The organism is Erythrobacter sp. LQ02-29 (assembly GCF_022576075.2).
Lineage (GTDB): Bacteria > Pseudomonadota > Alphaproteobacteria > Sphingomonadales > Sphingomonadaceae > Alteriqipengyuania.
The window spans coordinates 2,663,373-2,688,125 of the sequence record NZ_JANCNT010000001.1 but is presented as its reverse complement, the minus strand read 5'-3'; the positions used below and the strand labels follow the sequence as shown (position 1 = coordinate 2,688,125).

23 protein-coding genes, 1 tRNA gene and 1 other RNA gene are annotated in these 24,753 nt (G+C 65.0%); 21 read left to right on the top strand and 4 right to left on the bottom strand.

The window, feature by feature from the left end:
- The first annotated feature begins 28 nt into the window (after nucleotides 1-28).
- The 4 genes from MKP08_RS13080 to MKP08_RS13065 all read left to right on the top strand — a co-directional run bounded on the left by MKP08_RS13080 (nucleotide 29) and on the right by MKP08_RS13065 (nucleotide 3,345).
- Nucleotides 29-754, top strand: coding sequence for an SIMPL domain-containing protein (locus MKP08_RS13080; RefSeq protein WP_241554199.1), 726 nt, complete (start codon nucleotides 29-31; stop codon nucleotides 752-754).
- 82 nt (nucleotides 755-836) lie between these two features.
- Nucleotides 837-1,181 carry a PepSY domain-containing protein gene (locus MKP08_RS13075; protein WP_241554198.1) on the top strand — a complete coding sequence of 115 codons (345 nt, stop codon included), beginning with the start codon at nucleotides 837-839 and terminating at the stop codon, nucleotides 1,179-1,181.
- Nucleotides 1,182-1,256: 75 nt separating this feature from the next.
- Nucleotides 1,257-1,934, top strand: coding sequence for a response regulator transcription factor (locus MKP08_RS13070; protein WP_215227722.1), 678 nt, complete (start codon nucleotides 1,257-1,259; stop codon nucleotides 1,932-1,934).
- Between the two features lie 46 nt (nucleotides 1,935-1,980).
- Nucleotides 1,981-3,345 carry a HAMP domain-containing sensor histidine kinase gene (locus tag MKP08_RS13065; RefSeq protein ID WP_241554197.1) on the top strand — a complete coding sequence of 455 codons (1,365 nt, stop codon included), beginning with the start codon at nucleotides 1,981-1,983 and terminating at the stop codon, nucleotides 3,343-3,345.
- Between the two features lie 4 nt (nucleotides 3,346-3,349).
- Here the strand turns inward: MKP08_RS13065 and MKP08_RS13060 are convergent, their stop codons facing one another.
- A complete protein-coding gene (locus MKP08_RS13060; RefSeq protein ID WP_241554196.1) occupies nucleotides 3,350-3,718 on the bottom strand; it encodes a PilZ domain-containing protein in 369 nt (122 codons plus the stop codon).
- A gap of 158 nt (nucleotides 3,719-3,876) precedes the next feature.
- Between MKP08_RS13060 and MKP08_RS13055 the strand changes: the two genes are divergently transcribed.
- Nucleotides 3,877-4,284, top strand: coding sequence for a hypothetical protein (locus MKP08_RS13055; protein WP_241554195.1), 408 nt, complete (start codon nucleotides 3,877-3,879; stop codon nucleotides 4,282-4,284).
- Between the two features lie 49 nt (nucleotides 4,285-4,333).
- Here the strand turns inward: MKP08_RS13055 and MKP08_RS13050 are convergent, their stop codons facing one another.
- The gene (locus MKP08_RS13050; RefSeq protein WP_241554194.1) at nucleotides 4,334-4,669 is read right to left on the bottom strand and encodes a chorismate mutase; all 336 of its coding nucleotides are present in this window, start codon (nucleotides 4,667-4,669) and stop codon (nucleotides 4,334-4,336) included.
- A gap of 68 nt (nucleotides 4,670-4,737) precedes the next feature.
- On the opposite strand from MKP08_RS13050, the gene MKP08_RS13045 reads away from it, so the two are divergent.
- The 10 genes from MKP08_RS13045 (at nucleotide 4,738) to MKP08_RS13000 (ending at nucleotide 15,267) form a co-directional block, all read left to right on the top strand.
- The gene (locus tag MKP08_RS13045) at nucleotides 4,738-5,760 is read left to right on the top strand and encodes a polyprenyl synthetase family protein (protein ID WP_241554193.1); all 1,023 of its coding nucleotides are present in this window, start codon (nucleotides 4,738-4,740) and stop codon (nucleotides 5,758-5,760) included.
- 28 nt (nucleotides 5,761-5,788) lie between these two features.
- Entirely contained in the window at nucleotides 5,789-8,209 is a 2,421-nt protein-coding gene (hrpB, locus tag MKP08_RS13040; RefSeq protein WP_241554192.1) for an ATP-dependent helicase HrpB, read from the top strand.
- 117 nt (nucleotides 8,210-8,326) lie between these two features.
- The gene (locus MKP08_RS13035) at nucleotides 8,327-8,605 is read left to right on the top strand and encodes an ETC complex I subunit (RefSeq protein ID WP_241554191.1); all 279 of its coding nucleotides are present in this window, start codon (nucleotides 8,327-8,329) and stop codon (nucleotides 8,603-8,605) included.
- 16 nt (nucleotides 8,606-8,621) lie between these two features.
- Nucleotides 8,622-9,527 carry a class A beta-lactamase gene (bla, locus tag MKP08_RS13030; protein ID WP_241554190.1) on the top strand — a complete coding sequence of 302 codons (906 nt, stop codon included), beginning with the start codon at nucleotides 8,622-8,624 and terminating at the stop codon, nucleotides 9,525-9,527.
- Nucleotides 9,528-9,557: 30 nt separating this feature from the next.
- An RNA gene (gene ffs / locus MKP08_RS13025) (signal recognition particle sRNA small type) lies at nucleotides 9,558-9,652 on the top strand.
- 98 nt (nucleotides 9,653-9,750) lie between these two features.
- On the top strand, nucleotides 9,751-11,571 hold the full coding sequence (locus MKP08_RS13020) for a DNA polymerase III subunit gamma/tau (RefSeq protein WP_241554189.1): 1,821 nt from the start codon (nucleotides 9,751-9,753) through the stop codon (nucleotides 11,569-11,571).
- A complete protein-coding gene (locus tag MKP08_RS13015; protein ID WP_215227730.1) occupies nucleotides 11,568-11,909 on the top strand; it encodes a YbaB/EbfC family nucleoid-associated protein in 342 nt (113 codons plus the stop codon). Before MKP08_RS13020 ends, MKP08_RS13015 begins: the two co-directional genes overlap by 4 nt.
- Before the next feature lie 33 nt (nucleotides 11,910-11,942).
- Nucleotides 11,943-12,326: a VOC family protein gene (locus MKP08_RS13010; protein WP_241554188.1), complete on the top strand. Its 384-nt coding sequence runs from the start codon at nucleotides 11,943-11,945 to the stop codon at nucleotides 12,324-12,326.
- 105 nt (nucleotides 12,327-12,431) lie between these two features.
- Nucleotides 12,432-14,825 carry an endopeptidase La gene (lon, locus tag MKP08_RS13005; RefSeq protein ID WP_241554187.1) on the top strand — a complete coding sequence of 798 codons (2,394 nt, stop codon included), beginning with the start codon at nucleotides 12,432-12,434 and terminating at the stop codon, nucleotides 14,823-14,825.
- A 169-nt stretch (nucleotides 14,826-14,994) separates the two neighbouring features.
- Entirely contained in the window at nucleotides 14,995-15,267 is a 273-nt protein-coding gene (locus tag MKP08_RS13000) for an HU family DNA-binding protein (protein ID WP_241554186.1), read from the top strand.
- 105 nt (nucleotides 15,268-15,372) lie between these two features.
- Here MKP08_RS13000 and rlmB read toward each other — a convergent pair whose 3' ends face one another.
- Nucleotides 15,373-16,173: a 23S rRNA (guanosine(2251)-2'-O)-methyltransferase RlmB gene (gene rlmB, locus MKP08_RS12995; RefSeq protein ID WP_241554185.1), complete on the bottom strand. Its 801-nt coding sequence runs from the start codon at nucleotides 16,171-16,173 to the stop codon at nucleotides 15,373-15,375.
- A 140-nt stretch (nucleotides 16,174-16,313) separates the two neighbouring features.
- On the opposite strand from rlmB, the gene MKP08_RS12990 reads away from it, so the two are divergent.
- The 5 genes from MKP08_RS12990 (at nucleotide 16,314) to MKP08_RS12970 (ending at nucleotide 19,957) form a co-directional block, all read left to right on the top strand.
- Nucleotides 16,314-16,399 (top strand) — tRNA-Tyr (locus MKP08_RS12990).
- Between the two features lie 232 nt (nucleotides 16,400-16,631).
- Nucleotides 16,632-17,297, top strand: coding sequence for a PepSY-associated TM helix domain-containing protein (locus MKP08_RS12985; RefSeq protein WP_241554184.1), 666 nt, complete (start codon nucleotides 16,632-16,634; stop codon nucleotides 17,295-17,297).
- Between the two features lie 18 nt (nucleotides 17,298-17,315).
- On the top strand, nucleotides 17,316-17,837 hold the full coding sequence (locus MKP08_RS12980) for a DUF2271 domain-containing protein (RefSeq protein ID WP_241554183.1): 522 nt from the start codon (nucleotides 17,316-17,318) through the stop codon (nucleotides 17,835-17,837).
- 21 nt (nucleotides 17,838-17,858) lie between these two features.
- Nucleotides 17,859-18,725, top strand: a complete 867-nt coding sequence (locus MKP08_RS12975) for a DUF4198 domain-containing protein (protein WP_241554182.1) — start codon at nucleotides 17,859-17,861, stop codon at nucleotides 18,723-18,725.
- A 116-nt stretch (nucleotides 18,726-18,841) separates the two neighbouring features.
- Nucleotides 18,842-19,957 (top strand): FAD:protein FMN transferase, encoded by a 1,116-nt coding sequence (locus MKP08_RS12970; protein WP_241554181.1) that lies wholly within the window; start codon nucleotides 18,842-18,844, stop codon nucleotides 19,955-19,957.
- Between the two features lie 113 nt (nucleotides 19,958-20,070).
- Here MKP08_RS12970 and MKP08_RS12965 read toward each other — a convergent pair whose 3' ends face one another.
- Complete coding sequence (locus MKP08_RS12965) at nucleotides 20,071-22,257, bottom strand: S9 family peptidase (protein WP_241554180.1); 2,187 nt, start codon at nucleotides 22,255-22,257, stop codon at nucleotides 20,071-20,073.
- A gap of 240 nt (nucleotides 22,258-22,497) precedes the next feature.
- Between MKP08_RS12965 and MKP08_RS12960 the strand changes: the two genes are divergently transcribed.
- Nucleotides 22,498-24,732, top strand: a complete 2,235-nt coding sequence (locus MKP08_RS12960; RefSeq protein WP_241554179.1) for a TonB-dependent receptor — start codon at nucleotides 22,498-22,500, stop codon at nucleotides 24,730-24,732.
- Nucleotides 24,733-24,753 lie beyond the last annotated feature (21 nt).

The following is a 24,753-nucleotide window of genomic DNA, read 5'->3' as shown; positions in this document are numbered from 1 at the left end:
CATCAGTTTTCCAAGGAGACGACCCGATATGCGCTATGTTCTGCCCCTCGCTGCCGCCGCGATGACGGTTGCCGCCGTCGCTCAACCCGCCGCCGCCGCGGACGTCACGATCCAGACGACGAACCCGGTGATAGAGCTGTCGGTTTACGAGCAGGTCGAGGTCGAGCCCGATATCGTCACCATCGGCGCAGGGGTCTCCACGATGGCTCCGACAGCGGTCGCCGCCCTGCGACAGAATTCGGCGGACATGAAGAAGGTCATCGACCGGATCAAGGCGTTGGGCGTGGCCGAGCGCGACATCCAGACGACCGGCATCAATCTGAACGCGCAATACGATTACGATCAGCAGAACCAGCGACAGGTGTTCCGCGGCTATCAGGCGTCGAACCGCGTCAGTGTGAAGCTGCGCCAGATTCAGCGCGCGGGCGAGGTGCTGGACGCGCTCGTCGCGGCAGGGGCGACCGACCTTTCCGGACCCGATTTCTCGGTTGATGACGACACGGCGGCGAAGGCCGCGGCGCGGAAAAGCGCACTGGAACGGGCGCAGCGCCAGGCGCTCGAATACGCCCGCTTCGCCGGCTATTCCAACGTCCGCCTGCTGCAGGTGAGCGAATCCATTACCGGCAACGGCCCTCAGCCGCCGCGCCCGGTGATGGCGACAGCCAGTAGGGTAAGTGCGGAAAAAGCTCCGGTTCAGCCCGGCGTCGTCGGTACGGGGGTGAATGTCAGCCTTACCTATGAAATGGTGAAGTGAGCGGATCGGGCGCAAGTGTGAACGCTACCACTTGCGCCCATTCACAACGTATTCAATGCGTGTAAGCTAGCGCGGCAGAACGATGAAAATTGTCCTCTTCCTCTCGCTGGTGGCCGCGCTTGCGCTCACGTCGGTCGCCCCTTCGTTCGGTGCCGAGCCGCCAAGTGCGCAGGACGAGGCGCGCAAGGAAATGCGCGCGGGCAATATCCTGCCCCGGCGAACCCTGGAAAACGCCGCCTTCGCCGCGATCGGCAAACCGATCTGCCGGCGACGGGACGAGAGCAAGGCCGACAATTGCGTGGAGTATCTGGCGGGCGATTACGATTCCAGCGCCATGGCCTATCGCTTCAAGTTCATTCAGGACGGTCATGTCATCTTCGTGGATGTCGACGCGCGCACAGGCCGGGTGTTGCGCCGATCGCGCTGAAACCGGGCCGCGATTGACGCGTTGTCCGAAAGAGCGCCAAAGGGCGCGTCATCGTAACGGGGGACCTATCCGCATATGCGCATTCTGATCGTCGAAGACGAACCGACGCTGGGCCAGCAGCTCAAGAGCACGCTGGAGCAGACCGGCTACGCGGTGGACCTGTCCACCGATGGCGAGGATGGGCATTTCCTCGGCTCGACCGAGGATTACGATGCCGTGATCCTCGATCTCGGTCTGCCGGAGATCGACGGGCTTACCGTGCTGGGCATGTGGCGCAAGGAAGGGCGAACCTTCCCGGTGCTGGTGCTGACCGCGCGCGACAGCTGGAGCGACAAGGTTGCCGGGCTGGACGCCGGGGCGGACGATTACCTCGCCAAGCCGTTCCAGACCGAGGAGCTGATCGCGCGCCTGCGGGCGCTGATCCGCCGCGCCTCTGGCAACACCTCCAGCGAACTGATCGCAGGAGACGTACGTCTCGACACGCGCTCGGGCCGGGTCACGCTGAAGGGCGAACCGGTCAAGCTGACGGCGCAGGAATACAAGCTGCTCAGCTACCTGATGCATCACAAGGGCAAGGTCGTCAGCCGCACCGAGCTGATCGAGCATATCTACGACCAGGATTTCGATCGCGATTCCAATACGATCGAGGTGTTCGTGACGCGCATCCGCAAGAAGCTGGGTGCGGAGGTGATCACGACCATCCGTGGGCTGGGTTACAGCCTCGACGATCCCCAAGACAGTCCGCGCGCCTGACCGAGGGTGGTCCCGCGCTTTGGCTGCAGGAGGCGATAACGGGGCGATGACATCGTCGGGGCCGCGAGACGCGGCCAATACGGGCAGCCTTGCCCAGCGCATGATGCTGATCTCCGCTGCGTGGATCGTGGTCCTGCTGCTCGGCGGCGGTATCGCGCTGGAGCGCACGCTGACCAGCCAGGTCCAATCCAATTTCGACGAGCAGTTGGAATATGTTCAGACCGCGCTGATCGCCTCGGCGGAAATCGATCCATACGGCGATGTCCGGTTCTACCGTACGCTGGGCGACCAGACGTTCTTGGAGCCCGATAGCGGGCGGTACTGGCAGATTTCCGGACCTGGCAAGGAAAGCTACCCCAGCCGCAGCCTGTGGGATCGCAATCTGGAGGTTCGCGGCGGGCAGCCGGGCGACGATCCGGTCTTCTACAACAGCGATCAGTTTCCCAACGAACCGCTGCGCGTGGTGGAACGTCAGGTGGTGCTGCCCGACAGCGATACGGTGTGGACCTTCGCGGTCGCTTCGGCGCGCAACGATCTGGACGCGCAGATTCGCCGCATCCGTTCGATCCTGGTGTGGAGTTTCGCGGTGCTGGGCCTCGGCCTGTTCGTCATGGCCGTGCTGCAGGCCTATTACGGATTGAGGCCGCTACGCCGGGTTCGCGCCGCGATCGCCAAGATACGTTCCACCGGCAGCAACCGTGTCACCGAACCGCTGCCCCTGGAGGTGCAGCCCCTGGTTGACGAGCTGAACGCGTTGCTCGCCCATTCGGAGCGGCAGGCGGAAGAGGCGCGCACCCACGCCGGCAATCTCGCCCATGCGTTGAAGACGCCACTGACCGTGATCAACAACGCCGCGACCGCGCAGGCACCCGATCTGGCGCAGACCGTCGTGCGCGAATCGCGCACGATGCGCCGCCATGTCGACCATCATCTCGCTCGCGCGCGCGCCGTCGGTCGGCGGGCGGTGGGGCATGCGCAGACCCCGGTTTGCGAAAGCGCCCAGGCGGTGTGTCGCGCGGTCGAACGGCTATACCCCGATGTCCGTTTCGATCTGGCCGGGAACAAGACCGCGCGCGTGGCGATCGAGCGGCAGGATCTGGACGAGATCATCGGCAATCTGGTCGAGAACGCGGCCAAGTATGGTGGTGGCAGCGTGTTCGTTACTCTCGATGCGGAAGGGCCGGGCGGTCCGTGCGTGGTATGGGTCGAGGACGATGGAATGGGCATCCCGGAGGCCGGGCGCGAGGGCATCTTCGATCGCGGCGCGCGGCTCGATACCGGCAAGCCGGGCACCGGCCTCGGGCTCGCCATCGTGCGCGACGTGGCCGAAATCTACGGCGGTTCCGTGGCGCTTGGGGAAAGCGAAGACCTAGGCGGGCTGCTGGTCCGTCTCAGCCTGCCGCGGGCCTGAACGCTCAGCCCTTATGCTTTGCGCTGGCTACGGTCAGCCGGAAGAAGCGGCGGTTGGTACTGGCGCGCGCTTGCGCTGCCGGATCGTCACCCAGGTCGCGGCCGTCCAGGTCCTCCAGGAAGCGCACGGCAATGGCATCCTCCTCGTGGCGGATCACCTCGACCAGCATATCCAGGATATCGCATTGCAACAGCGCGTAGTCGCCCAGTTCGAGCTCTTTCTGCGGGGTAAGCAGGGCCCCTTTGGCAGACATGTTGTCGATACGGCACAGGACCGTTCCGGTGCGGGTAACCAGCTGCGCGGCATAGTCCAGCGATACCCGGACCGATCGGCGCGCCTCGACGGATAGGAGCGTTTCTGAGGAAGAGGTCATGACAGCTCTGCTGTGGGGAATAAGCCGCTTTCGAATTGTGCCGCTCCCCCTCCGGGCGATGTCGGGGGTGGCCGTTAGGGAACGCTCAACTTTGTAAGGTGTTATTTGTTAAAATCTCATTGAAGTCGTGCAAGCGGCCCGGAAGCGAGAAGAAACCTATGACCCGTCCGATCATCACGGCTACGCTGGCCGCCGCCGCTGCACTATCGCTGGGCGCCTGTTCTACATACGATCGCTATGGCTATCAGGGCGGATACTACTCTGACGGCTATTATGGCCGGGGCGGATATGACGACCGTCGGGGCTATGACGATCGTTATGCTCAGACCCCGTATTACGGATACTACAGCGGCTATTACTATCCCGGTGCCGGAGATCACGTGTACGACAATCGCGGACGCCGATACCGGTGGAACGATCGCCAGCGGGATTACTGGATGTCCCGCCGCCCTCGTGGAGACTACCGATATCGGGAGAACTGGAGCGACTATCGCGGGCAGCGGTCCGACCGTCACCGCCACGACGATCGCCGGTACGATCACCGCAACCGTACCTATAGCGACTGAGTTTCCCGGCAGCGATACCTACGGTCGCAGGGGGTGCGAAAGTCGCGCTTCAGACGTTCCGGTCGCGTGCCCGTTCGTGGTGGCGGATGACTTCCTCGATGATGAAACGCAGAAATTTTTCCGAAAATTCCGGATCGAGATGAGACTCTTCGGCCAATCTACGCAAGCGGGCAATCTGATCCCGTTCGCGGCCGGGATCGGCTGGCGGCAATGCGGCGCCTGCCTTGTACTCCCCCACCGCCTGCGTGATCCGGAAACGTTCGGCGAGCATGTGGATCAGCGCTGCGTCGATATTGTCGATCGACCGGCGATAGCCCGCCAGGACCGGATCGGGCTCGGCGGCGGGCGCTTGCGGCGCAGCGGTGTCGGTCGGGTTTCTGGCCATGTCGCCCCCTTGCTAGCAGCAATTCGCACCTTGCCAAGCGGCCACGCGCAGCCCATTGCCGCGCTGCAATGAGTGCCGAGATAATTCCCCTGCGCCAGCCCGATGGCGAGAGCGCGCCGACACTCGATCCGATGCTGGCGCTGACCGCGAGCGGCATGAACGCCGTCAACGCCGTCATTCTCGATCGGATGCAGAGCGAAATTCCCCTGATTCCGCGCCTTGCCGGACATCTGATCGCCGGTGGGGGCAAGCGGTTGCGCCCGATGCTGACGCTCGCGGCTGTCGAACTGGTCGGTTATCAGGGGAACCGGCATCACAAGCTGGCCGCCGCGGTCGAGTTCATTCACACGGCGACCCTGCTGCACGATGACGTGGTCGACGGCAGCGAGATGCGCCGGGGCAAGGCGGCAGCCAATATCATCTTCGGCAATCCCGCCACCGTGCTGGTCGGCGACTTTCTCTTCAGCCGTAGCTTCGAGCTGATGACGGAAGATGGCAGCCTGAAGGTTCTCAAAATCCTTTCCGGCGCAAGTGCGGTCATCGCCGAGGGCGAGGTCGCACAGCTTTCCGCCCAGCGCCGGATCGAGACGAGCGAGGAGCGTTACCTCCACATCATCGGCGCGAAAACGGCCGCGCTGTTCGCCGCCGCCAGCCGGATCGCCGCCGTCGTTGCGGAATGCGACGATGCGGAGGAGCGGGCGCTGGACGATTACGGGCGCAATCTGGGCATTGCGTTCCAGCTGGTCGACGACGCGATCGACTATGATTCCGACGCGGCGAAAATGGGCAAGGATCGCGGAGACGATTTCAGGGAGGGCAAGATGACCCTGCCGGTCATTCTGGCCTATTCGCGCGGCAACGAGGAAGAGCGCGAATTCTGGCGCGGCGCGATTCTGGGTCATCGCAGCTCGGATAGCGATCTCGACCATGCCGTGTCGCTGATCGCAAAGCACGATTGCCTGATCGACACGCGCGAGCGCGCCCGGCATTTCGCGCAGAGGGCAGCCGATGCGCTGGCGATTTTCCCCGACGGGCAGGCCCGTCGCGCGATGATCGAGGCGGTCCAGTTCGCAGTCTCGCGGGGCTATTGAGGCCGCCTCCCACGCCGGCGATTCGCGTATGAGCGAACTCCCGATACACACCGTACTGCCCGAACTGCTCGCTGCCTTGCGCGATGGTCCGAACGCCGTGCTGGTCGCGCCACCGGGGGCGGGCAAGACCACCGCGGTGGCACCCGCGCTGCTTGGGGAGCCGTGGTGCGACGGCGAAATCCTGCTCCTGAGTCCCCGCCGGGTCGCGGCGCGCGCGGCGGCGGAGCGGATGGCCGAACTGCTCGGCGAGCGAGCGGGCGAGACGATCGGCTACGCAACCCGGCTCGACACGAAGCGCTCCGCGAAGACGCGCGTAACCGTCATGACCGAAGCGATCTTCGTGAACCGGATCGTCGACGACCCCGAACTGCCGGGCGTCGCTGGCGTCCTGTTCGACGAAGCGCATGAGCGGCACCTCGACAGCGATCTTGGTCTTGCGTTGGCGCTCGAAAGCCAAGTCGTGCTGCGGCCCGACCTGCGCCTGCTGGTGATGTCCGCCACCATCGACGGCGCACGCTTCGCAAGCCTGCTCGGCGATGCACCGGCGATCGAGAGCGAGGGGCGTAGCTTTCCCCTGCGGATCGAATGGCTTGGCTCGGATCCTTCGCAGCGGATCGAGGAGGCAATGGGGGGTGCGATTGCGCGAGCCTGGCGCGCAGAGGAGGGCGACATTCTCGCATTTCTTCCGGGCGTTCGTGAAATTGAACGGGTGCGCGAGCGAGTGGAGATGCGGCTGAAGGATGCCCTTGTGCTGCCCCTGCACGGGCAGGTGGAGCCTGCGGCGCAGCGGGCGGCGATCCGGCGCGATCCCGACGGACGGCGGCGGATCGTGCTCGCAACCGCCATTGCCGAGACTTCGCTCACGCTCGATGGTGTCTCGGTCGTGGTAGACAGTGGTCTCGCGCGCCGGGCGATGTTTGATCGCGCGGCGGGAACAACGCATCTGGAAACGGTGCGCGCAAGCCAAGCCGCGTCGGCGCAGCGGGCTGGGCGGGCGGCGCGTCAGGGACCCGGCATCGCCTACCGTGTGTGGGAAGAGGCCGGACATGCGGGGCGCCCAACCTTCGACGCGCCGGAAATCGAGACCTCCGACCTGGCGCCGATGGTGCTCGATCTGGCGCGCTGGGGCTCGGTCGATGCGAGTGCGCTGCAATGGCTCGATGCGCCGCCTGCCGCCGCGCTGGAAGCAGCGCGCAAGCAGCTGGCGGAGTTGGGTGCGCTCGACGCCGAGGGACGGATAACGTCGCTGGGTGAGCGCATCGCGCAATTACCGCTCGACCCGCCGATGGCCGCGGCCGTGCTGCACGGTGCCGAAATGGGCTGCCCCGAGGATGTCGCGCGGCTCGCCCTGCTGGCGCAGGAACGCGGGCTGGGCGGACGCGGCGAGGACTTGGCTGCCCGGTTGGCTCGCTGGAACGGCGAGCGGGGCGGGCGCGCGGAGGCGAGCCGCAAGCTGGCGGCCCGCTGGGCGGCGCTTGCGAAGCGGCTGGTCGAACCCACGCAGGCAGGAAGCCCGGCGCTGGCCTTGGCTCATGGACTGGCGGACAGGGTCGCGAAGCGGCGCGATCCATCCGGCGAACATTGGCTGAGCGCCGGCGGGCGCGGCTATGTGCTCGACCCTGCATCGCCGTTGGCGCGCGCGGAATGGCTGGTGGTGTGCAATGCGCAAGGTCAGGCGAAGGGCGCGCGGATTACCGCAGCGCTTGCGCTCGAACCCGTCGATGTCGAGCAGGGACTGGCCCATCGGATCGAAACTCGCCGCATCCTGCGCTGGAATGAAAAGGAAGGGCGGATCGAAGCAAGGGTCGAGAGGCGATTTGGTGCGATCGTGATCGCAAGCGGTCCCGACGAGGCACCCGATCCGAAGGCCATGGTGGATATGCTTGTGGAAAAGGCAGTGGAACGGCTGGGGACGCTGTTGCCTCCCGATCTGCTCGCCCGCGCGAAGTTCGCCGGTGTGGACGCCTTGTCCGATCAGGCTCTCGTAGAACAGGCGGATCTCTGGCTCGCTCCGCTGCTGCATGGCCGGCGGGACTTAAAGGTGGGTGCGGGGCGATACGCCGAGGCCGCGCTCAGTCTGCTCGACTGGGATACGCGCCAAAGGCTCGATCGGCTGGCGCCGCGCGCGTTTTCGTCCCCCGCCGGGACCAGCCACAGCATCGATTATACCGGCGAAGACGCGCCCTCGGTCGAGGTTCGGGTCCAGGCGCTGTTCGGGCTGGAACGACATCCCATGATCGGCGACACGCCGCTATTGCTTAAGCTGACCAGCCCGGCAGGCAGACCGATCCAGGCGACCCGCGACCTGGCCGGCTTCTGGCGCGGAAGCTGGGCCGATGTGCGCAAGGACATGAAGGGGCGCTATCCCAAACACCGCTGGCCGGACGAACCCTGGGCCGAGAAGCCGAGCCTGAAAACGAAGAACGCCTTTTCAAAAACCGGCGAATGACTTACCGGAAGACGGGTCACCGCAGGGGACCCGCCAGCGCGACCGCGCGGCGCGGCCACTGCTGCGCAGCCAGCGGGCCGGATGGCCCGCGCCCGGCGATTGAGGGTCATTAGACGAATGTCAGCACGTATCTTCCAGCGACCGAAAAGCGCGATGCAGTCGGGCAAGGCCCGGATCAGCGAATGGGTGCTCGAATTCGAGCAGTCGGAGGCCCGACGGCCCGACCCCCTGATGGGCTGGACCGGCAGCGGCGACACGCAGGCGCAGGTTCAACTGACTTTCCCGAGCAAGGAGGAGGCGCAGGCCTACGCCGCGCAGTACGGCATCCCCGCGCGTGTGATGCCGACCCCGCCCAAGCGCCTCAAGCTGCAGGCTTACGCCGATAATTTCAGGTAGGCCCTGGATAGGGGCCATGCGTGCGCTCGCGCTCCTCGCTGTCGCGCTGGTAACCAGCGCCTGCGTCGACCGGGAGATTGCCGTGCAGCCGGAATCGACGGAGAATGCAACCGCAGCCCAAGCCCGGGCGCAACTTATGGCACTGGAGCGCGCGAGCGGCGGTCGCCTGGGTGTAGCCCTGCGCGATCCATCCGGCGCGGTACTGCTGGCCCATCGCGGTGACGAACGCTTTGCCACCTGCTCCGCATTCAAGACGCTGCTGGCCGCACGTGTGCTGGCGGGCGATACGCCGCTGTCGCTGGACGACCGGCTCGATTTCTCGATCGCGGATGTCGAGGGACACGCCCCCTTTACCCGATCGCGTGCGCAGCAGGGCTGGATGAGTGTGGCGGACGCGATCGAGCATATCGTTACTGTCAGCGACAATGGTGCGACCAATCTGCTGCTTCGGTCCACCGGCGGCCCCACCGCGCTCACCGCGTGGGTGCGTACGCTTGGCGACGATACCACCCGGCTCGACCGCTACGAACTGGCGCTCAACGAAAATGCCGCGGGCGACCCGCGCGACACGTCCAGCCCGCTGGCCTTCGGCGAAAGCTATCGCGTGCTCGCGAACGGTGCGGTGCTGGAACCGGACGCTCGCGACCGCCTGCTCGGCTGGCTGCAGGGGGCGACGACGGGTCTGAAGCGGCTGCGCGCCGGCCTTCCCACGGATTGGCGCGTGGGAGACAAAACCGGCTATTGCGCTGCCCCCGGCGCGTTCGAGATCAACGATGTGGCGGTGTTCTCTCCCGATGGACGCGGTTGGTACACACTGGTCTATTTTCTCGATCGTCCCGCCGATGCGGAGCAGGGCGATGCGATCGGTGTCGAGGTCGCCCGGATCGCAACAGACCTGATTGGTGCGCGCGCACCCTCTTGAGTTTACCGTGGATCGCCGCCATATGCCCGCCCGGGAGTCGGGTGGACGTTTGCGTTCGCTCACCGGGTCAGGTCCGGAAGGAAGCAGCCCAGGTGGATTGCGGCGGGTCGCTCGGCTCCTTTTTCATGTCAGTATCGGGTGATAGGCAACGCGGGATCGAATTCCGTGGCGAACCGTGCCCCCATGCATGACAAGCGGGCGGGGAGCGCCTAACTCTTGATGCATGGGTGATTCACCGGACGATACGGGCGCGCCGCCGTGGGAGGCGGACGAAGCTCAGGACGAGGGTCCGAGTGCCGAGGAGCTCGAGGCTGCGGGGCAGTCCGCCATGTTCGGCGATGCACCGGCCGACGACGTGCCGCCACCGCCGGTCGATCCCAAGCCGGAGGCACCGACGGGAACGCCCGCGCAGCCCTATCGCGTGCTGGCGCGCAAATATCGCCCCCAGACCTTCAGTCAGCTGATCGGTCAGGATGCGATGGTCCGCACGCTCGCCAACGCGATCGAGCGGGACCGGCTTGCCCATGCCTTCCTGATGACCGGCGTTCGCGGAGTGGGGAAGACCTCGACCGCGCGGCTGATCGCGAAGGCGCTCAATTGCATCGGTCCGGACGGGAACGGCGGCCCGACGATCGATCCGTGCGGCGTGTGCGAGCCCTGCGTCGCCATCGCCGAAGGGCGCCATATCGACGTGCAGGAGATGGACGCGGCGAGCCATACCGGCATCGACGATGTGCGCGAAATCATTGAGGCGGTGCGCTACGCCGCCGTTTCCGCCCGCTACAAGATCTACATCATCGACGAGGTTCACATGCTGTCGAAGGCGGCCTTCAACGGGCTGCTGAAGACTTTGGAGGAACCGCCGCCGCATGTGAAATTCCTGTTTGCGACGACCGAGGTCGAGAAACTGCCGGTAACGGTCCTCAGCCGGACCCAGCGTTTCGACCTGCGCCGTATCCCTACGTCAACGTTGCAGGAGCATTTCGGCTGGATCTGCGAGCAGGAAGGGGTCGAGGCAGAGGACGAGGCGCTGGCCATGGTCGCCGCCGCGGCGGAAGGTTCGGTGCGCGACGGGCTATCCATCCTCGATCAAGCGATCGCCCATGCCGATCTCGACGCCGATGGCAAGGTGACGGCGGCACGGGTGCGCGACATGCTGGGCCTGGCCGACAAGGGCGCGCAGCGGCGGCTGCTCGGTACGGTCCTGAACGGCGAGCCGCGCGCGCTGTTGGCGGCGGTGGCCGACCAGTATGCGCTGGGGGTGGAGCCACTCGCGCTGATGCGCGCGCTGATGGAGGTGGTGCATCGCATCACCGTCGCGCAACTGGGCGAGGATTTGCCCGATGCCACCAGCGAGGAGGAGCGGGCCGATCTGGTCGCTTGGGCGGGGCGTCTTTCCGCCGGTCAGCTCCACCGGATGTGGCAGATGCTGCTGAAGGGATACGAAGAGGTGCGCCTCGCGCCCGATCCTCTCGTCAGCGCGCAGATGGCGCTGTTGCGCCTGCTTCATGCGCAGGAGATACCTGATCCGGGGGAGCTGGCGCGCCGGTTGGAGACGATCGCTAGCGGCGCGGCTCAGGCTCCGGCAAATCCCGCTTCGGACGGGGAAGGAAGTGCTTCGGCGGAGGCCGTCCCGATCGCGCCCGCCGCGATCGACTTCCCGCAGCTCGTTCGCCAGGTCGAGGACGCGGGCGATCAGCTGGTCGCCAGTTTCATGCGCCTGCAGTTGCGGGTGATCGAATGCGTGCCCGGCCAGCTGGTCTTTTCGCGCGCGGAACATTTCACCGACGATATCGCCCCGCAATTGCGGGCCGCGCTCTATGCCGCGACCGGGCAGCGGTGGCAGGTCGAGGAGCGCAGAGGGGTGGACGCTCCACCGAGCATGGTGGAACGCGAGGAAGCCGAGGCTCGTTCTCTCAAGGACGAGATCGAGCGCAATCCCCTGGTGCAGGCGGTCAAATCCGCTTTCCCCGGCGCTGAACTCATTACGGAACAGGATGACGCACCCTCGAACGGGCGCGCGCAATGGAGTGCAAACGCATGAAATCGATGGAAGAAATGATCCAGGCTGCGCAGCAGGCGGCGGAAACGATCCAGAGCCAGATGGGCGAAGCGCAGGCCAAGCTCGACGCGATCGAGGTGGAAGGCACCGCAGGCGGCGGCCTCGTAAAGATCCGCTGCACCGCGAAGGGCCGTATCCTTGGGGTGAACATCGACGACAGCCTGATGAAGCCCGAAGAAAAACAGATGCTCGAAGACCTCGTGACCGCCGCTTTCAACGACGCGCGCGGCAAGGCGGACCGGGTTTCGAACGAGGAAATGCAGAAGATCCAGAGCGGCATCGGCCTGCCACCGGGATTCAATCTTCCCGGCATGGGGTAATCTTCGCTTACCGTTCGTCGGAGGAGAGTTTCGATGGCTGTTCTGGGAATCGGCGGGGTGTTTTTTCGGGCGCATAATCCGGAGGCGCTGTCGGAATGGTATCGCAAGCACCTTGGAGTAGGGCCGGGTTGCTCGGCTGACCCGGAGGCCGCGGCGGACGAGTGGATGTGGCAGGCGCAGGGCGGTCCGGTGGTCTTCGCCCCATTTGCGGCCGACACGGACTACTTCGCGGCGGAGAAGCAGGTGATGCTCAACTTTCGTGTCGACGACATCGCCGGAATGATTTTTGCGCTTGAGAATGCCGGCATCGCGGTCGAGACGCGCGCCGAATGGGATCAGCCGGAAACCGGGCACTTCGCCCGCATCCACGATCCCGAAGGCAACCCGATCGAACTGTGGCAGCCGCCGTCCTGCTAGCTCCACAGCTATGCACCGGGTAGCTGTTGCGGGCTGCGGCGGCTCTCCCCATATCCTGTGAAAGGCGCCGCCGGAGAGCGGCAGCCATGGACGGATATGACGAACATGAACCAGCTTTTCCCACTCCTTCCCCTGCGCGATATCGTGGTGTTTCCCGGCATGGTCGTGCCGCTCTTCGTGGGCCGCGACAAATCGGTGGCCGCGCTCGAGGCGGCCATGGAAGGCGACAAGGACATCTTCCTGCTCTCGCAGCTCGATCCGGGCTGCGACGACCCCGCGCGCGACGACCTGTACGACATGGGCGTGATCGCGCATGTCCTGCAATTGCTGAAGCTGCCCGACGGCACCGTCCGCGTCCTCGTCGAAGGGCGCGAGCGCGCGCGGCTCGAGGCATTCCATATCGAAGGCGACATGGTCGTTGCCGACGTAGCCACGGTCGATAGCGAAACCGTTTCGGGCAGCGAAGTGACCGCGCTGATGCGCACGGTGACCGAGCAGTTCGCCGATTACGCGAAGCTCAACAAGAAGCTGGGCGACGAGGCGAGCGAGGAACTGGCGGAGATCGACGATGCGGGCCAGCTTGCCGATGCGGTGTCCGCGGCGGTCAATGGCAAGGTTGCGGACAAGCAGGCGCTGCTGACCGAGCCCGATCCGCGCAAGCGGCTGGAAATGGTCCTCTCCTTCATGGAAGGCGAGCTGTCTGTGCTGCAGGTGGAGCGCAAGATCCGCGGTCGCGTGAAGCGGCAGATGGAGAAGACGCAGCGCGAGTATTACCTCAACGAGCAGATGAAGGCGATCCAGAACGAGCTGGGCGGCGGCGACGGCGAGGGCGACGAACTGGCCGAGCTGACCGAGAAGATCGAACAGACCAAACTGTCCAAGGAAGCGCGCGAGAAGGCGAACGCCGAGCTCAAGAAGTTGAAGGCCATGCAGCCGATGAGCGCGGAGGCGACCGTCATCCGCAATTATCTCGACGTCCTGCTCGGCCTGCCTTGGGGCAAGAAGAGCAAGCTGAAGAAGGACATCGCCATCGCGCAGAAGGTCCTCGATGAGGATCATTACGCGCTCGACAAGGTGAAGGACCGGATCGTCGAATATCTTGCGGTCCAGGCGCGGACCAACAAGTTGAAGGGGCCGATCCTGTGCCTCGTTGGCCCTCCCGGCGTGGGCAAGACCAGCCTGGGCAAGTCGATCGCCCGCGCGACGGGCCGCGAGTTCGTGCGCCAGTCGCTAGGCGGCGTGCGGGACGAGGCGGAGATCCGCGGCCACCGGCGCACCTATATCGGCAGCCTGCCGGGCAAGATCGTCAAGAACCTGACCAAGGCGGGTAAGTCGAACCCCCTGTTCCTGCTCGACGAGATCGACAAGCTGGGCCAGGATTTCCGCGGCGACCCGGCCAGCGCGCTGCTGGAAGTGCTCGATCCGGAACAGAACGCAAAGTTCCAGGACCATTATCTGGAGCTCGACATTGATCTGTCGAACGTGATGTTCGTGTGCACCGCCAACAGCCTCAACCTGCCGCAGCCGCTGCTCGACCGCATGGAGATCATCCGGCTGGAAGGATATACGGAGGACGAGAAGGTCGAGATCGCGCAGCGTCACCTGCTGGCCAAGCAGGTCGCGGACCACGGGCTGAAGCCCGAAGAGTTCGAACTGACCGAGGCCGGTCTGCGGGACCTCATTCGCTATTACACCCGCGAGGCCGGGGTTCGTACGCTGGAGCGCGAGATCGCGCGCCTGTGCCGCAAGTCCCTGCGCCGTATCCTCGAAAGCGAGGCGACAAGCGTCACGATCACGCCCGACAACCTCTCCGAGTTCGCGGGCGTGCGCAAGTTCAAGCACGGCATGGGCGAAGAGGAAGCGCAGATCGGCGCCGTGACCGGTCTCGCCTGGACCGAAGTCGGCGGCGAGTTGCTCACCATCGAGAGCGTCACGACTCCGGGCAAGGGCGAGATCAAGACCACCGGCAAGCTGGGCGAGGTCATGAACGAGAGCGTCGCCGCCGCCTTCAGCTTCGTGAAGGCACGGGCCCCGCATTACGGGATCAAGCCGAGCATCTTCCAGCGCAAGAACATCCATATCCACCTGCCCGAAGGCGCGGTGCCGAAGGACGGACCGAGCGCGGGTGTGGGTATGGTCACCTCGATCGTATCCACCCTGACCGGCATCGCGGTGCGACCGGATGTCGCGATGACGGGCGAGGTAACCCTGCGCGGCCGTGTCCTCGCCATCGGGGGGCTCAAGGAGAAACTGCTCGCGGCGCTACGCGGCGGGATCAAGCTGGTGCTGATTCCGGAGGAGAACGTGAAGGATCTTGCCGAGATACCCGAGAACGTGAAGGAAGGTCTCGAGATCCGACCAGTTTCGCATGTCGACCAGGTGCTGGAGCTGGCGCTGACCGCGCAACCGGTGCCGATCGAATGGACCGAGGCGGACGATCTGGCCAGTCAGCCCGCGGCGGGCGGCGGCGTGGGCGAACTCTCTCCGACCGCGCATTGAGGTGCGACGCCCGATGTTGCATGCGTTCGGGCGTCCGCCGCACTTTTTGGCCGTTCCAGCGGGTTTTGCTTTGACAGCGTAGGGCAAAGGGTCTCCAATCCGCGGTCTTCGCGCAAGCGATTCCCGTGATTCAAAAGATGCACACCATACGAAAGAGGGGGTTTTCCGAATGAACAAGAATGAACTCATCGGCGCCGTCGCCGATTCCAGCGGTCTGTCCAAGAACGACGCAGCCAGCGCTGTCGAGAGCGTGTTCGACACGATCCAGGGTGCCCTGTCGAAGGGCGACGAAGTTCGCTTGGTCGGCTTCGGTACGTTCTCCGTGGCGAAGCGCAAGGCTTCCACCGGACGCAACCCGCGCACTGGCGAGCCGATGACGATCAAGGCTTCCAACCAGCCGAAGTTCAAGGCCGGCAAGGGTCTGAAGGACGCGGTCAACTAAGACAGCGCGTTCGTATCCGCAGGCCGGCAGGTGGGACCGGCCGGATGCGATAGAAGTTTCGGCCCCGTCCGCGTGTTTGCGGGCGGGGCCTTTTCTTTTTCTGCGCTATTCGGTCGGTTGGCGCGCGCTTATGGCGTAAAGAGCGACTGCCGCCGCGTTGGACACGTTCAGGCTTTCCATTGCTTCGGCGATCGGCAGCCGGGCGAGCGCGTCGCAATGTTCGCCGATATTGTGCCGCATGCCTTCGCCCTCGGCACCCAGCACCAATGCCACACGGTTACCGGCGGGAAGCGCCTCCGCCAGCGTCATCTCCGCCTCGCCTGCCAGTCCCACGCGCCAGTATCCGGCGTCCGCCAGTTCATCGAGCGCGCGGGCAAGATTGACGACGCGCACCCAGGGAACCAGCTCCAGAGCGCCCGACGCCGACTTTCCGACAACGCCGGATTCCGGTGGCGCGTGCCGGTCTTGCGTTACCAGCGCCGCTGCATCGAACGCCGCCGCGGAGCGCAGGATCGCGCCGACATTGTGAGGGTCGGTGACCTGGTCGAGCACCACCACCGGTCCTTCGCGCTCTTCGAGGGCGTCCGATAGGTGGAGGTCGGGCAGGGGCTCGCATTCCAGCACCAGACCCTGATGCGGCGCGTCGCGGGCTACCAGACGGGCCAGATCCTGGACGTCGGCGTGTTCGACCGGGAAATCGGGCTGCAGTTCGCCATCGAGCGATTCGATTCCTTCGCGGGTGGCCCATAGCTTGCGATGGACCCGGTCCGGGTTCTTCAGCGCCGCCTCGACAGCGTGTCGGCCCCATAGCCGGACATTGCCGCCGCCAGCCCGCCCGCTGCCGCGCCCGTTCTGATTGCGCCCCGCGCGTCCGCGCAGCGCCCGCTTGCGCTCACCTTTGGCCATGTTCGTGTCCACCATGTCGTATCATGCGGCACGCCCTGCCAGCGCAACCATTGACAGGCAAGCGAGCCTTCGCCAAAGGGGCGCCTCTCGGCAAGCGGCCGCCCCCGGGCATGCCGCAATTCCCGCGGAAACCGTGCAGTGGACAGGTGGCCGAGTGGTTAAAGGCAGCAGACTGTAAATCTGCCCGCGCAAGCGTACGCTGGTTCGAATCCAGCCCTGTCCACCACGACTTTCCGCAGCTGTATATCTCTTTCTACTGAAGCCCCGAAATCGTGGATTAGCGTGATTCGCTGGTGGGTCACGCAATGAGCAGCGAGCTTTTTCGCGGTCTTATTGCGCGCCATAATCGGCTTCGCATGCCTGCTGCTATCCACTCGTAGAAGTTGGCGAACCAGCCAGGGCGCTCCTCCCAAGTTGTGCTATTGACATTCATTCGCAGCACCGGCAACAGCGGCGATATGGGATCGGAACCTGACAGGGCGGCCTTCGCGGGCGGGGGGAGTGCGACCGCTGGGCGTAAGCGACGCGGCTTCTCCGCCTTCTGGACCCGGCAATTCCACACTTGGCACTGGATGAGCAGCGCCATCTGTCTGGTCGTGATGCTGCTGTTTGCGATCACGGGCATCACGCTCAACCATGCTGGCGATATCGAAGCCTCTCCGCAGGTCGCATCGCGCGAAGCGACCATGCCGGCTTCGGTGCTCAAGACCTTGCGGCAGCGCTCGAATGAGAGCGTCCCGCCGGCCGCGATGCGGTGGCTGGACGACGAATTCGATGTGAATCTGGCTGGCCGCATCCCGGAATGGAACCCGGACGAGCTGTATGTCGCCCTGCCGCGACCCGGCGGCGACGGCTGGGTGTCGGTCGATCTGGCGACCGGGCTCGCCATCCACGAGGATACCGACCGGGGCACGATCGCGTGGCTGAACGATCTGCACAAGGGGCGGGATACCGGGCCTGCCTGGGCCTGGTTCATCGATATCTTCGCAGTCGCCTGCGTCGTGTTCTGCGCAACCGGATTTTTGCTATTGCAGCTTCATGCCCGGCGGCGCCCCTCGACCTGGCCGATCGTCGCGGCGGGGGTGGTGATCCCGATGTTGCTGCTCGTCTTCCTGATGCACTGAAAGAAAGAGAACCGGCCGATGCGCAAAATTGTGCTCTTCGCTCTCCCTACCGTTCCGCTGCTTTCCGCCAGCCCCGCACTGGCGGGAGAGATGGAAATCTCGCTCGAGATACCACGCCTGCGGGTTGCGGAATATCACGAGCCCTACGTGGCGATATGGATCGAGAACGACGCGGGCAAGGCTGTCGCCACGCTCGATGTCTGGTACGATACGGATCAGAAGGGCGAGGACGGCCGCAAATGGCTTTCCGACATGCGCACCTGGTGGCGACGCGCAGGCCGCAGCATGACGATGCCGGCCAACGGTATCAGCGGACCGACGCAGGCACCCGGCCGCTACAATTTGCGCTTCACCGAAGGCACGCGCCCGCTCCCGCGCCTGGCCGCCGGATCCTATACCTTGCGGGTCGAGGCGGCGCGCGAGGTCGGAGGGCGCGAGATGCTGAGTATTCCGTTTCAGTGGCCGCCGCGCAACGTGCGTTCCGGCAGCGCGACCGGCTCCCAGGAACTGGGCACGCTGCGCTTCACCATCAAGCCCTGATCGATGACCGGAGGAAGACCGATGCTTGCCAGAAAATGCCTGTTTGCCGCCGCCTGTGCGGTCGGTCTGTCCGCTGTCGCGGCGACCCCCGCGGAGGCGCATCGCCGATGGCTGCTGCCTTCCGCCACCGTGCTGGCGGGCGACGAGGAAACCGTCAGCGTGGATGCCGCCGCATCCAACGGTCTTTTCGTTTTCGAGCATCGACCGATGGGACTGGACGATCTGACGATCGTTGGCCCGGACGGTCAGCCGGTCGATCCCGCGGTCATCGGCACCGGCGCGTATCGCAGTGTGTTCGATGTGCCGCTGAAGCAGCAGGGCACCTACCGGATCGCGGTCGTTTTCGACGGTATGATGGGGTTCTACCAGGTCGATGGCGAGAGGCACCGCTGGCGGGGGACCAAGGCCGAGATGGCGACCGGCATCCCGGCCAACGCAACCGATGTCCGGGTGAGCGAGAACTCGGGACGGACCGAAACCTTCGTGACGCTCGGTGCCCCTAACGAAACGGCCCTGGCGCCCACCGGCGTCGGGCTGGAGATGATACCGGTCACCCATCCCAACGATCTGTATGCCGGAGAGCCTGCGCAGATGCAGTTCCTGGCCGATGGCAAACCTGCCGTCGGTCTGGAGCTCGAATTCGTCGAAGGCGGGACGCGCTATCGCGACGATCCGGGTATCCGGAAGCTGACCACCGACGCGAACGGTATGGTGACGCTGAATGCCGACGAACCGGGGATGTATTATCTCGAGGCCGACTTGACCCAGGGGCAGGGCGGCCCAGGCGGCGAGGGGACTGCTCCCGCCGAAGGGAACGAGCCGCGCGCGGGCGAAGCCGGCAATCGGCGGATGTCCTACACCGCGGTGCTGGAGTTCCTGCCGCTCTGACCGACATGAGGAACGGGCCGGGCATAGAGCGTGCGGAGGATGGTGAACTCCTCCTGCCGCCAGCCCTTCCTCCCGGATCGGCTCGCCCGAAGGAACCGGCCGCTAACTCTCGACAGATGAAGCTGACGGGAGAGACCATGGGGACGGTCTGGTCGGTCGAGCTGTTCGCCCCGACCGGTATCGAGCCATCGCATGTCCGAGCAACGCTGGAGGGCGCGTTCGAACTGGTCATTTCGCAGATGAGCCAATGGCGAAGCGACTCCCAGCTCAGCCGGTTCAACACGGGAGCTGCGGGGAGCGCCCACCGGATCGGCGCGCAGTTCCGGCAGGTGCTGGCGGCCGCGCTGGCGATTCGCGATGCAAGCGAGGGCGCTTTCGACCCCGCGATCGGCGCGGCGGCGCGACACTGGGGTTTCGGCGCGGAGACCTTTTCCGGGGTAAGACCTGGGAACGGCGAGCCTGGGGATAGTAGCGCGCTTCGGTTACCGGAGGATGGCGAGCCGCTGATCCAGCCGGGCGGAATCGAACTCGATTTCAGCGGCATTGCGAAGGGATTCGCGGTGGATGTCGGTATCGCGGCACTGCGGCGCATCGGCGTGGCGTATGCACTGCTCGAAATCGGCGGAGAGCTGCGGGGGATCGGTCTCCAGTGTGGCGCACTGCCATGGTGGGTCGATCTGGAGGTGCCCCCGGGGAGCAAAGCGCCCAAGACACGTATAGGCTTGGTCGATTGGGCAGTTGCCACGTCCGGCCATTGGCATCGCCGGCGTTCGGCGGGGGGATCGTCGTGGTCGCACTCGATCGATCCGCGAACTGCGGCTCCGGTCACGGACGTGATCTTGTCGGCGACCGTGCTTCATCCCGGCTGCATGCAAGCGGATGCGCTGGCAACGGCGATAATCGTGCTGGGCGAGGAGGCGGGGGTGGTATTCGCCGACCGGCACCGGGTGCCTGCCCGCCTCGTTACGTCCGATAGGGTTATCGAAAGCGCGGCGTGGAGGGTATGGCGGGGGGGAGGAACCACGGTCAGGATGATGATGACAAAGGACGATAACGACGAAACTGCGTCGCCGTGCCGCAAGGTCTGCCAGATGTCCGAAGACCGGCGGATCTGCATCGGATGCGGTCGAACGTTGCAGGAGATCGCGCAATGGTCGTCCTTGTCGCCGAACGAACGTCGGCTGGTGAACGATGCGGCGGCCCGCCGTCTTGCGCGGCTCGAAGCCGGATAAGTGCTGCGAGCGCTGCCATCGCCCAACTAAACCAGACTGCTGAACGTCATGCTGGCTGGCGGATGCATTGAAATATCCCCATCGTACCCGGCCTTTAGCACCAGGACATCGTGTCAGCAGGAAATGCCCCGTTCCGCAAAGGCCCAGAACAGCGCCATCTGTGCATATTCGGCACCTAGGTCGGCACTGGTTTGATGGCCCGCCTCGAGATCGAGCGAGAGAACGGCTGGCGCGTCGCTGGTGGTTTGCCGGCGCACCTCGGCGACCAGCTTCCACGGCTCCCAGTACGATACGCGATCGTCCTTCAATCCCGCGGTCGTCAGCAGCGGCGGATAGGCGGCTTGGGCGACGTTTTCGTAAGGAGAGATCGAGGCGATGTAGTCGTAGGCCTCGGGATCGGCCAGCGGATCGCCCCAATCGGGGCGGAACAGCGGCACCAGCGGGTGGTCGGCATCGCTCATCGTGTTGAGCATGTCCACGAACGGCACCTTCGCCACCACCGCGCCCCACAGATCGGGCATGAGGTTCGTCGCCCCGGCCACCAACAGCCCGCCTGCGGACAGCCCGAAGGCGGCGATGCGGCCAGCCGCGGTGTAGCGCCCCCGAACCAAATGGAGTGCGCACGCGATGAAATCGGTCATCGAATTGCGCTTGTGGAACCGGCGCCCGTCCAGGAACCAGCCTCGCCCCTTTTCCGACCCCCCACGCACGTGAGCGATGGCGTAACGCGCCCCGGCATCGACCCAGGCGGTAGCGGGAACGGAAAAGACCGGGTCGCTCGATACGCCGTAGGCTCCGTAGCCATATAGCAACAGAGGGGCCGATCCATCGCGCGGCGTATCGCGGCGCGACAGGACGGTGAGCGGGACCATCGCCCCGTCGGGTGAGCGGGCCTCCAGCCGCTCCACCACGTAATCGTCCGGGTCGTAGCCGGCGTAGCGCGTTTCCCCCGCCAGGGTGCGTTCACCGTCGGCCAGGGCGACATCGAAGAAAAGCGGAGGCTGGGCAGGGGTCTCGTAAACGAGGCGCACGCTCCGGGCGTCGTAATTCTGACCCTCGGCCAGGGTAAGCGCATAGGCGGGGGCGTCGAACGGGACCGCGATCCGTGCACCGCCCGCGTGCAGGATCGAGACATGTTGAAGGCCGTCCGCGCGCCCCATCATCACCAGCCCGCCTGCAAAGGGCAGGAGCGTTTCGATCAGGCGACCGGGCACATGCGGCACCAGCGTGCGATCGGGTTCGAGAGTCTCGAGATCGAGAGCGACCAGCTTGTTGTCCGTCGCTCCGTCCGCATTGGTCAGCGCGACCAGCCCACCGTCCCACCCGTGGACGGTGTAGCGCAGCCCCTCCCGACGTGGCGCCACTATCCGGGGCGGTTCGGTTTCTGCCCCCGCTGCGATCAGCCGGACTTCGCTGGTATCGGGTCCGGAGAGATCGAGCACGACGAAGCGGTCGTCTGCCGTGCGCGAGACCTGCATGAAGATAGCGGGATCGTGTTCCTCGTATACCAGCTCGCTGGTCCCGCCTGCAGCAGGCACGCGGAGCAGCTGTGTCGGGCGGTTGCGTGCGTCGCGCTTGATCCAGAACAGGTTGCGTGATTGCGCGCCGAAGACGAGGCCCCCGTAACCGTAGGCGTCGTCCGGCACCACGATCCGGGTCCGACCGGTCCGGGTGTCGAGTATCGCGATCCGGTGCCGGTCGTTGCCAACGATATCTTCCGCCCAGGCGTAATAGCGATTGTCGGGGCTCGGCTGGAATGCGGTCGCACGGTAATAGGCGTAGCCCCGGGCGCGCGCGTTCTCGTCCACCAGCACCTCGCGCTTGCCCGCGGGCGTGATGCGGTAATGGACGGGGCGTTCTTCGCCCTCCGGCACTTCGCTTTCATAGCGCCAATCGCCATGGGGCAGGGGCGGCGGAGACCCTTGCGCCCGGCGCGCCATCATCGCGGCGAAGAAGCTCTGGCGTCGGTCCGCCAGCGGGGCGAGCACGGCGTCCGCATAGGCCATTTCAGGCTTCAGGTTGTCGCGCACGATCGGGGGCACTTTCTCGAGCGTGCGGGTCCCGGTCCGTGGCACGAATTTCATCCATGAATATGGATCGTCGCGAACCCGACCGAGCTGTTCGATGCGATGCTCGATGCGCGGCGGCGCGGGTGCGGTGATGTCCGGCCAGCATTGCCCGCCGGTGGCGGACGCCTGCGCCAAGGCGGTGCGCGCGCCGCTCGCAACCGCGCTCAGCCCGATGGCGGTAGTGCCCATCAGCACGGTGCGCCGCGTCGCCATAGTGGTAGTGATGCTCATGATCGGTTCCTCGCTTCGGACCGGAGACTATGCAACGCGTCCCGCTCGGTCCGTCTGATTAGGGCCGGGCATCCACGAGATCGGGCCGGAAGACGTGATCGGATTGCGGCTTGGACGCAACACTACGCGGATCATGCGCATCATGGCCCATTCTAGCAAGATAATGACCCGCGCCGTTTCTTCGTGCCGGTCACGCGCTGATAGCTCAGGCTTGAACGCATATCCCGGAGGAGATCGCTCATGAGTATCCGTCACACAGTCGCCACGCTGGCCCGTACCACCGCCCTGGGCGCGTCACTTTGCGGCATCGTCGGTGCAGCGCCGGTGCTGGCGCAGGCCGGGGCGGGTCCCGATAGCGACGAGCAGGCGACGAACGTGATCGTCGTCACCGCGACCAAGCGGACCGAGCCGCTCGACGATATCCCCGCCTCCGTCAGCGCTGTGACCAGCGAGGAATTGCAGGACTTAAACGCGCAAAGCCTTTCGGACTATATCACGCGCATTCCTGGGGTGGTCTTCAACGACTATCAGCCCGGTGTGTCAGAAGTCGTCATCCGCGGGATCGCCTCGACCACCTATCACGAGGCGAACCAGGCGACGACCGGGTACTATCTCAACCAGATTCCGCTGGTCGAGCCCGGCTTTCCGATTGCGATCCCCGATGTCGACACCTTCGATCTGTCACAGGTCGAGGTGCTGCGTGGCCCACAGGGCACGTTGTTCGGCTCGTCCTCGCTCGGCGGCGCGGTCAACTACGTCACCAACGAGGCGAAGGCCGATGCGATCGACGCCGGCTTCGAAGGGTTGATCGGTTCGACCCGTCGCGCGGGCGAGGCGAATTACGCGGTGAAGGGCATGGTCAACATACCCGTCGTAAAGGACAAGCTGGCCGTGCGCCTGGTTGCCCTCCAGCGCTTCGATGCCGGGTATCTCGACAACACCGGCACCGGGGTCGACGGCAGCAACGATCTGCGCGTGCGCGGCTTGCGTGGATCGATCGTGTTCACGCCGACAGAAACCACGAAGATCACCGAACTCAGCATGTTCCAGGAATACAATCTGGACGACCAGACCTATGTCGAGTTCGGTGCCGATCCCAATGAGCCGACTTACACGCGCAACACCAACGTGCCCGAATACCAGGACACGCAGTTCCAGCTGCACAGCCTGCGCCTGGAACAGGAACTGGGCGGTTTCGCCGACCTGACCGCGATCGGCAGCTATATCCGCAAGGAAAACGATCTCGCCTTCGACGATTCGATTTTCGTCGGTATCGATACGCGTACCGGCACCCCTCAGCTTTCGGCCTCCGTCGGCAAATCGGAAACCTATTACGGGGAACTGCGCCTGACTTCTTCCGGCACCGGGCCTTTCACCTGGCTCATAGGGGCCAACTATACCAAGCTGAGCGCCGATTCGACCGACCGCGTGTTCATCGAGGGGATCGGCGACTATATCGACGCCAATCCGGGGGAGTTCGACAACCAGTCCGCGAGCACAATCGCGCCCGGTGACTTCGTCCAGCGCACCCAATCGACCAGCGATGTGCGCGAGATCGCGCTGTTCGGCGAGGCGTCCTACACTTTCCTCGACACGCTGACGCTGACACTGGGCGGGCGGGCGTTCGAATACCGGTCCGATCCGCGGTTGCAGTTTCTGCCCAACGCGAACCTGATCCCGGCATTCGATTACCAACCCGGCGAAAGGAAGGAGAGCGGCTTCATTCCGAAGGCTTCGTTGCGCTGGAAGCCCAACGATCAATTCATGGTATACGGCCTCTACTCAGAGGGTTTCCGGCTCGGCGGAATCAACGTCTATTCGGTCGCCTCCGGTGCGCCGCTCAATTTCGACAGCGACTCGACCAGGAATTTCGAGATCGGCACCCGTTTCCGACCCGTCGAGGGCATGTCGTTCGACATCACCGCGTATCACATCGACTGGAACGACATTCAGGTTCGCCTGTTCGCTCCACCCGATTTCAACGCCTACACTACGAATGGCGGTGGGGCGGATATAGACGGCGTCGAGTTCCAGCTCGCTTTCCAACCCGCGCGATTCATGTCGTTGACAAGCAGCGTCAGCTACAATGACGCACGTCTGTCCGAGCTCCTGCCCGACACTTACGCCCCCGGGGGCGGTTATGCGGCCGGATCGCGCCTGCCAGGTGCAGCGGAATGGACCATCGCCAACCAGCTCGAATTCAGCCTGCCCGATTCTCCACGCAATCCGAGGCTGGGTATCGCGCATCGCTATCTTTCCGACGCGCCCGTGGCGTTCGGTGCCGCGCTGCAGAAGGGCGATTACCACATCGTCGATCTCAATGCCTCGATCGAGGTGGCCGACGGGTTGGAGCTGGGCGTGTTCGTGAAGAACCTGTTCGACGAATACGCTATTCTGAACGCCCCGTTCTCCTTTGCCGGTTCGGTCACTCGGCCCCGTACGATCGGTGCCAGTTTGCGGTTCGACCTGAACTGACCGGTCGCCGTGCGCGGGGCG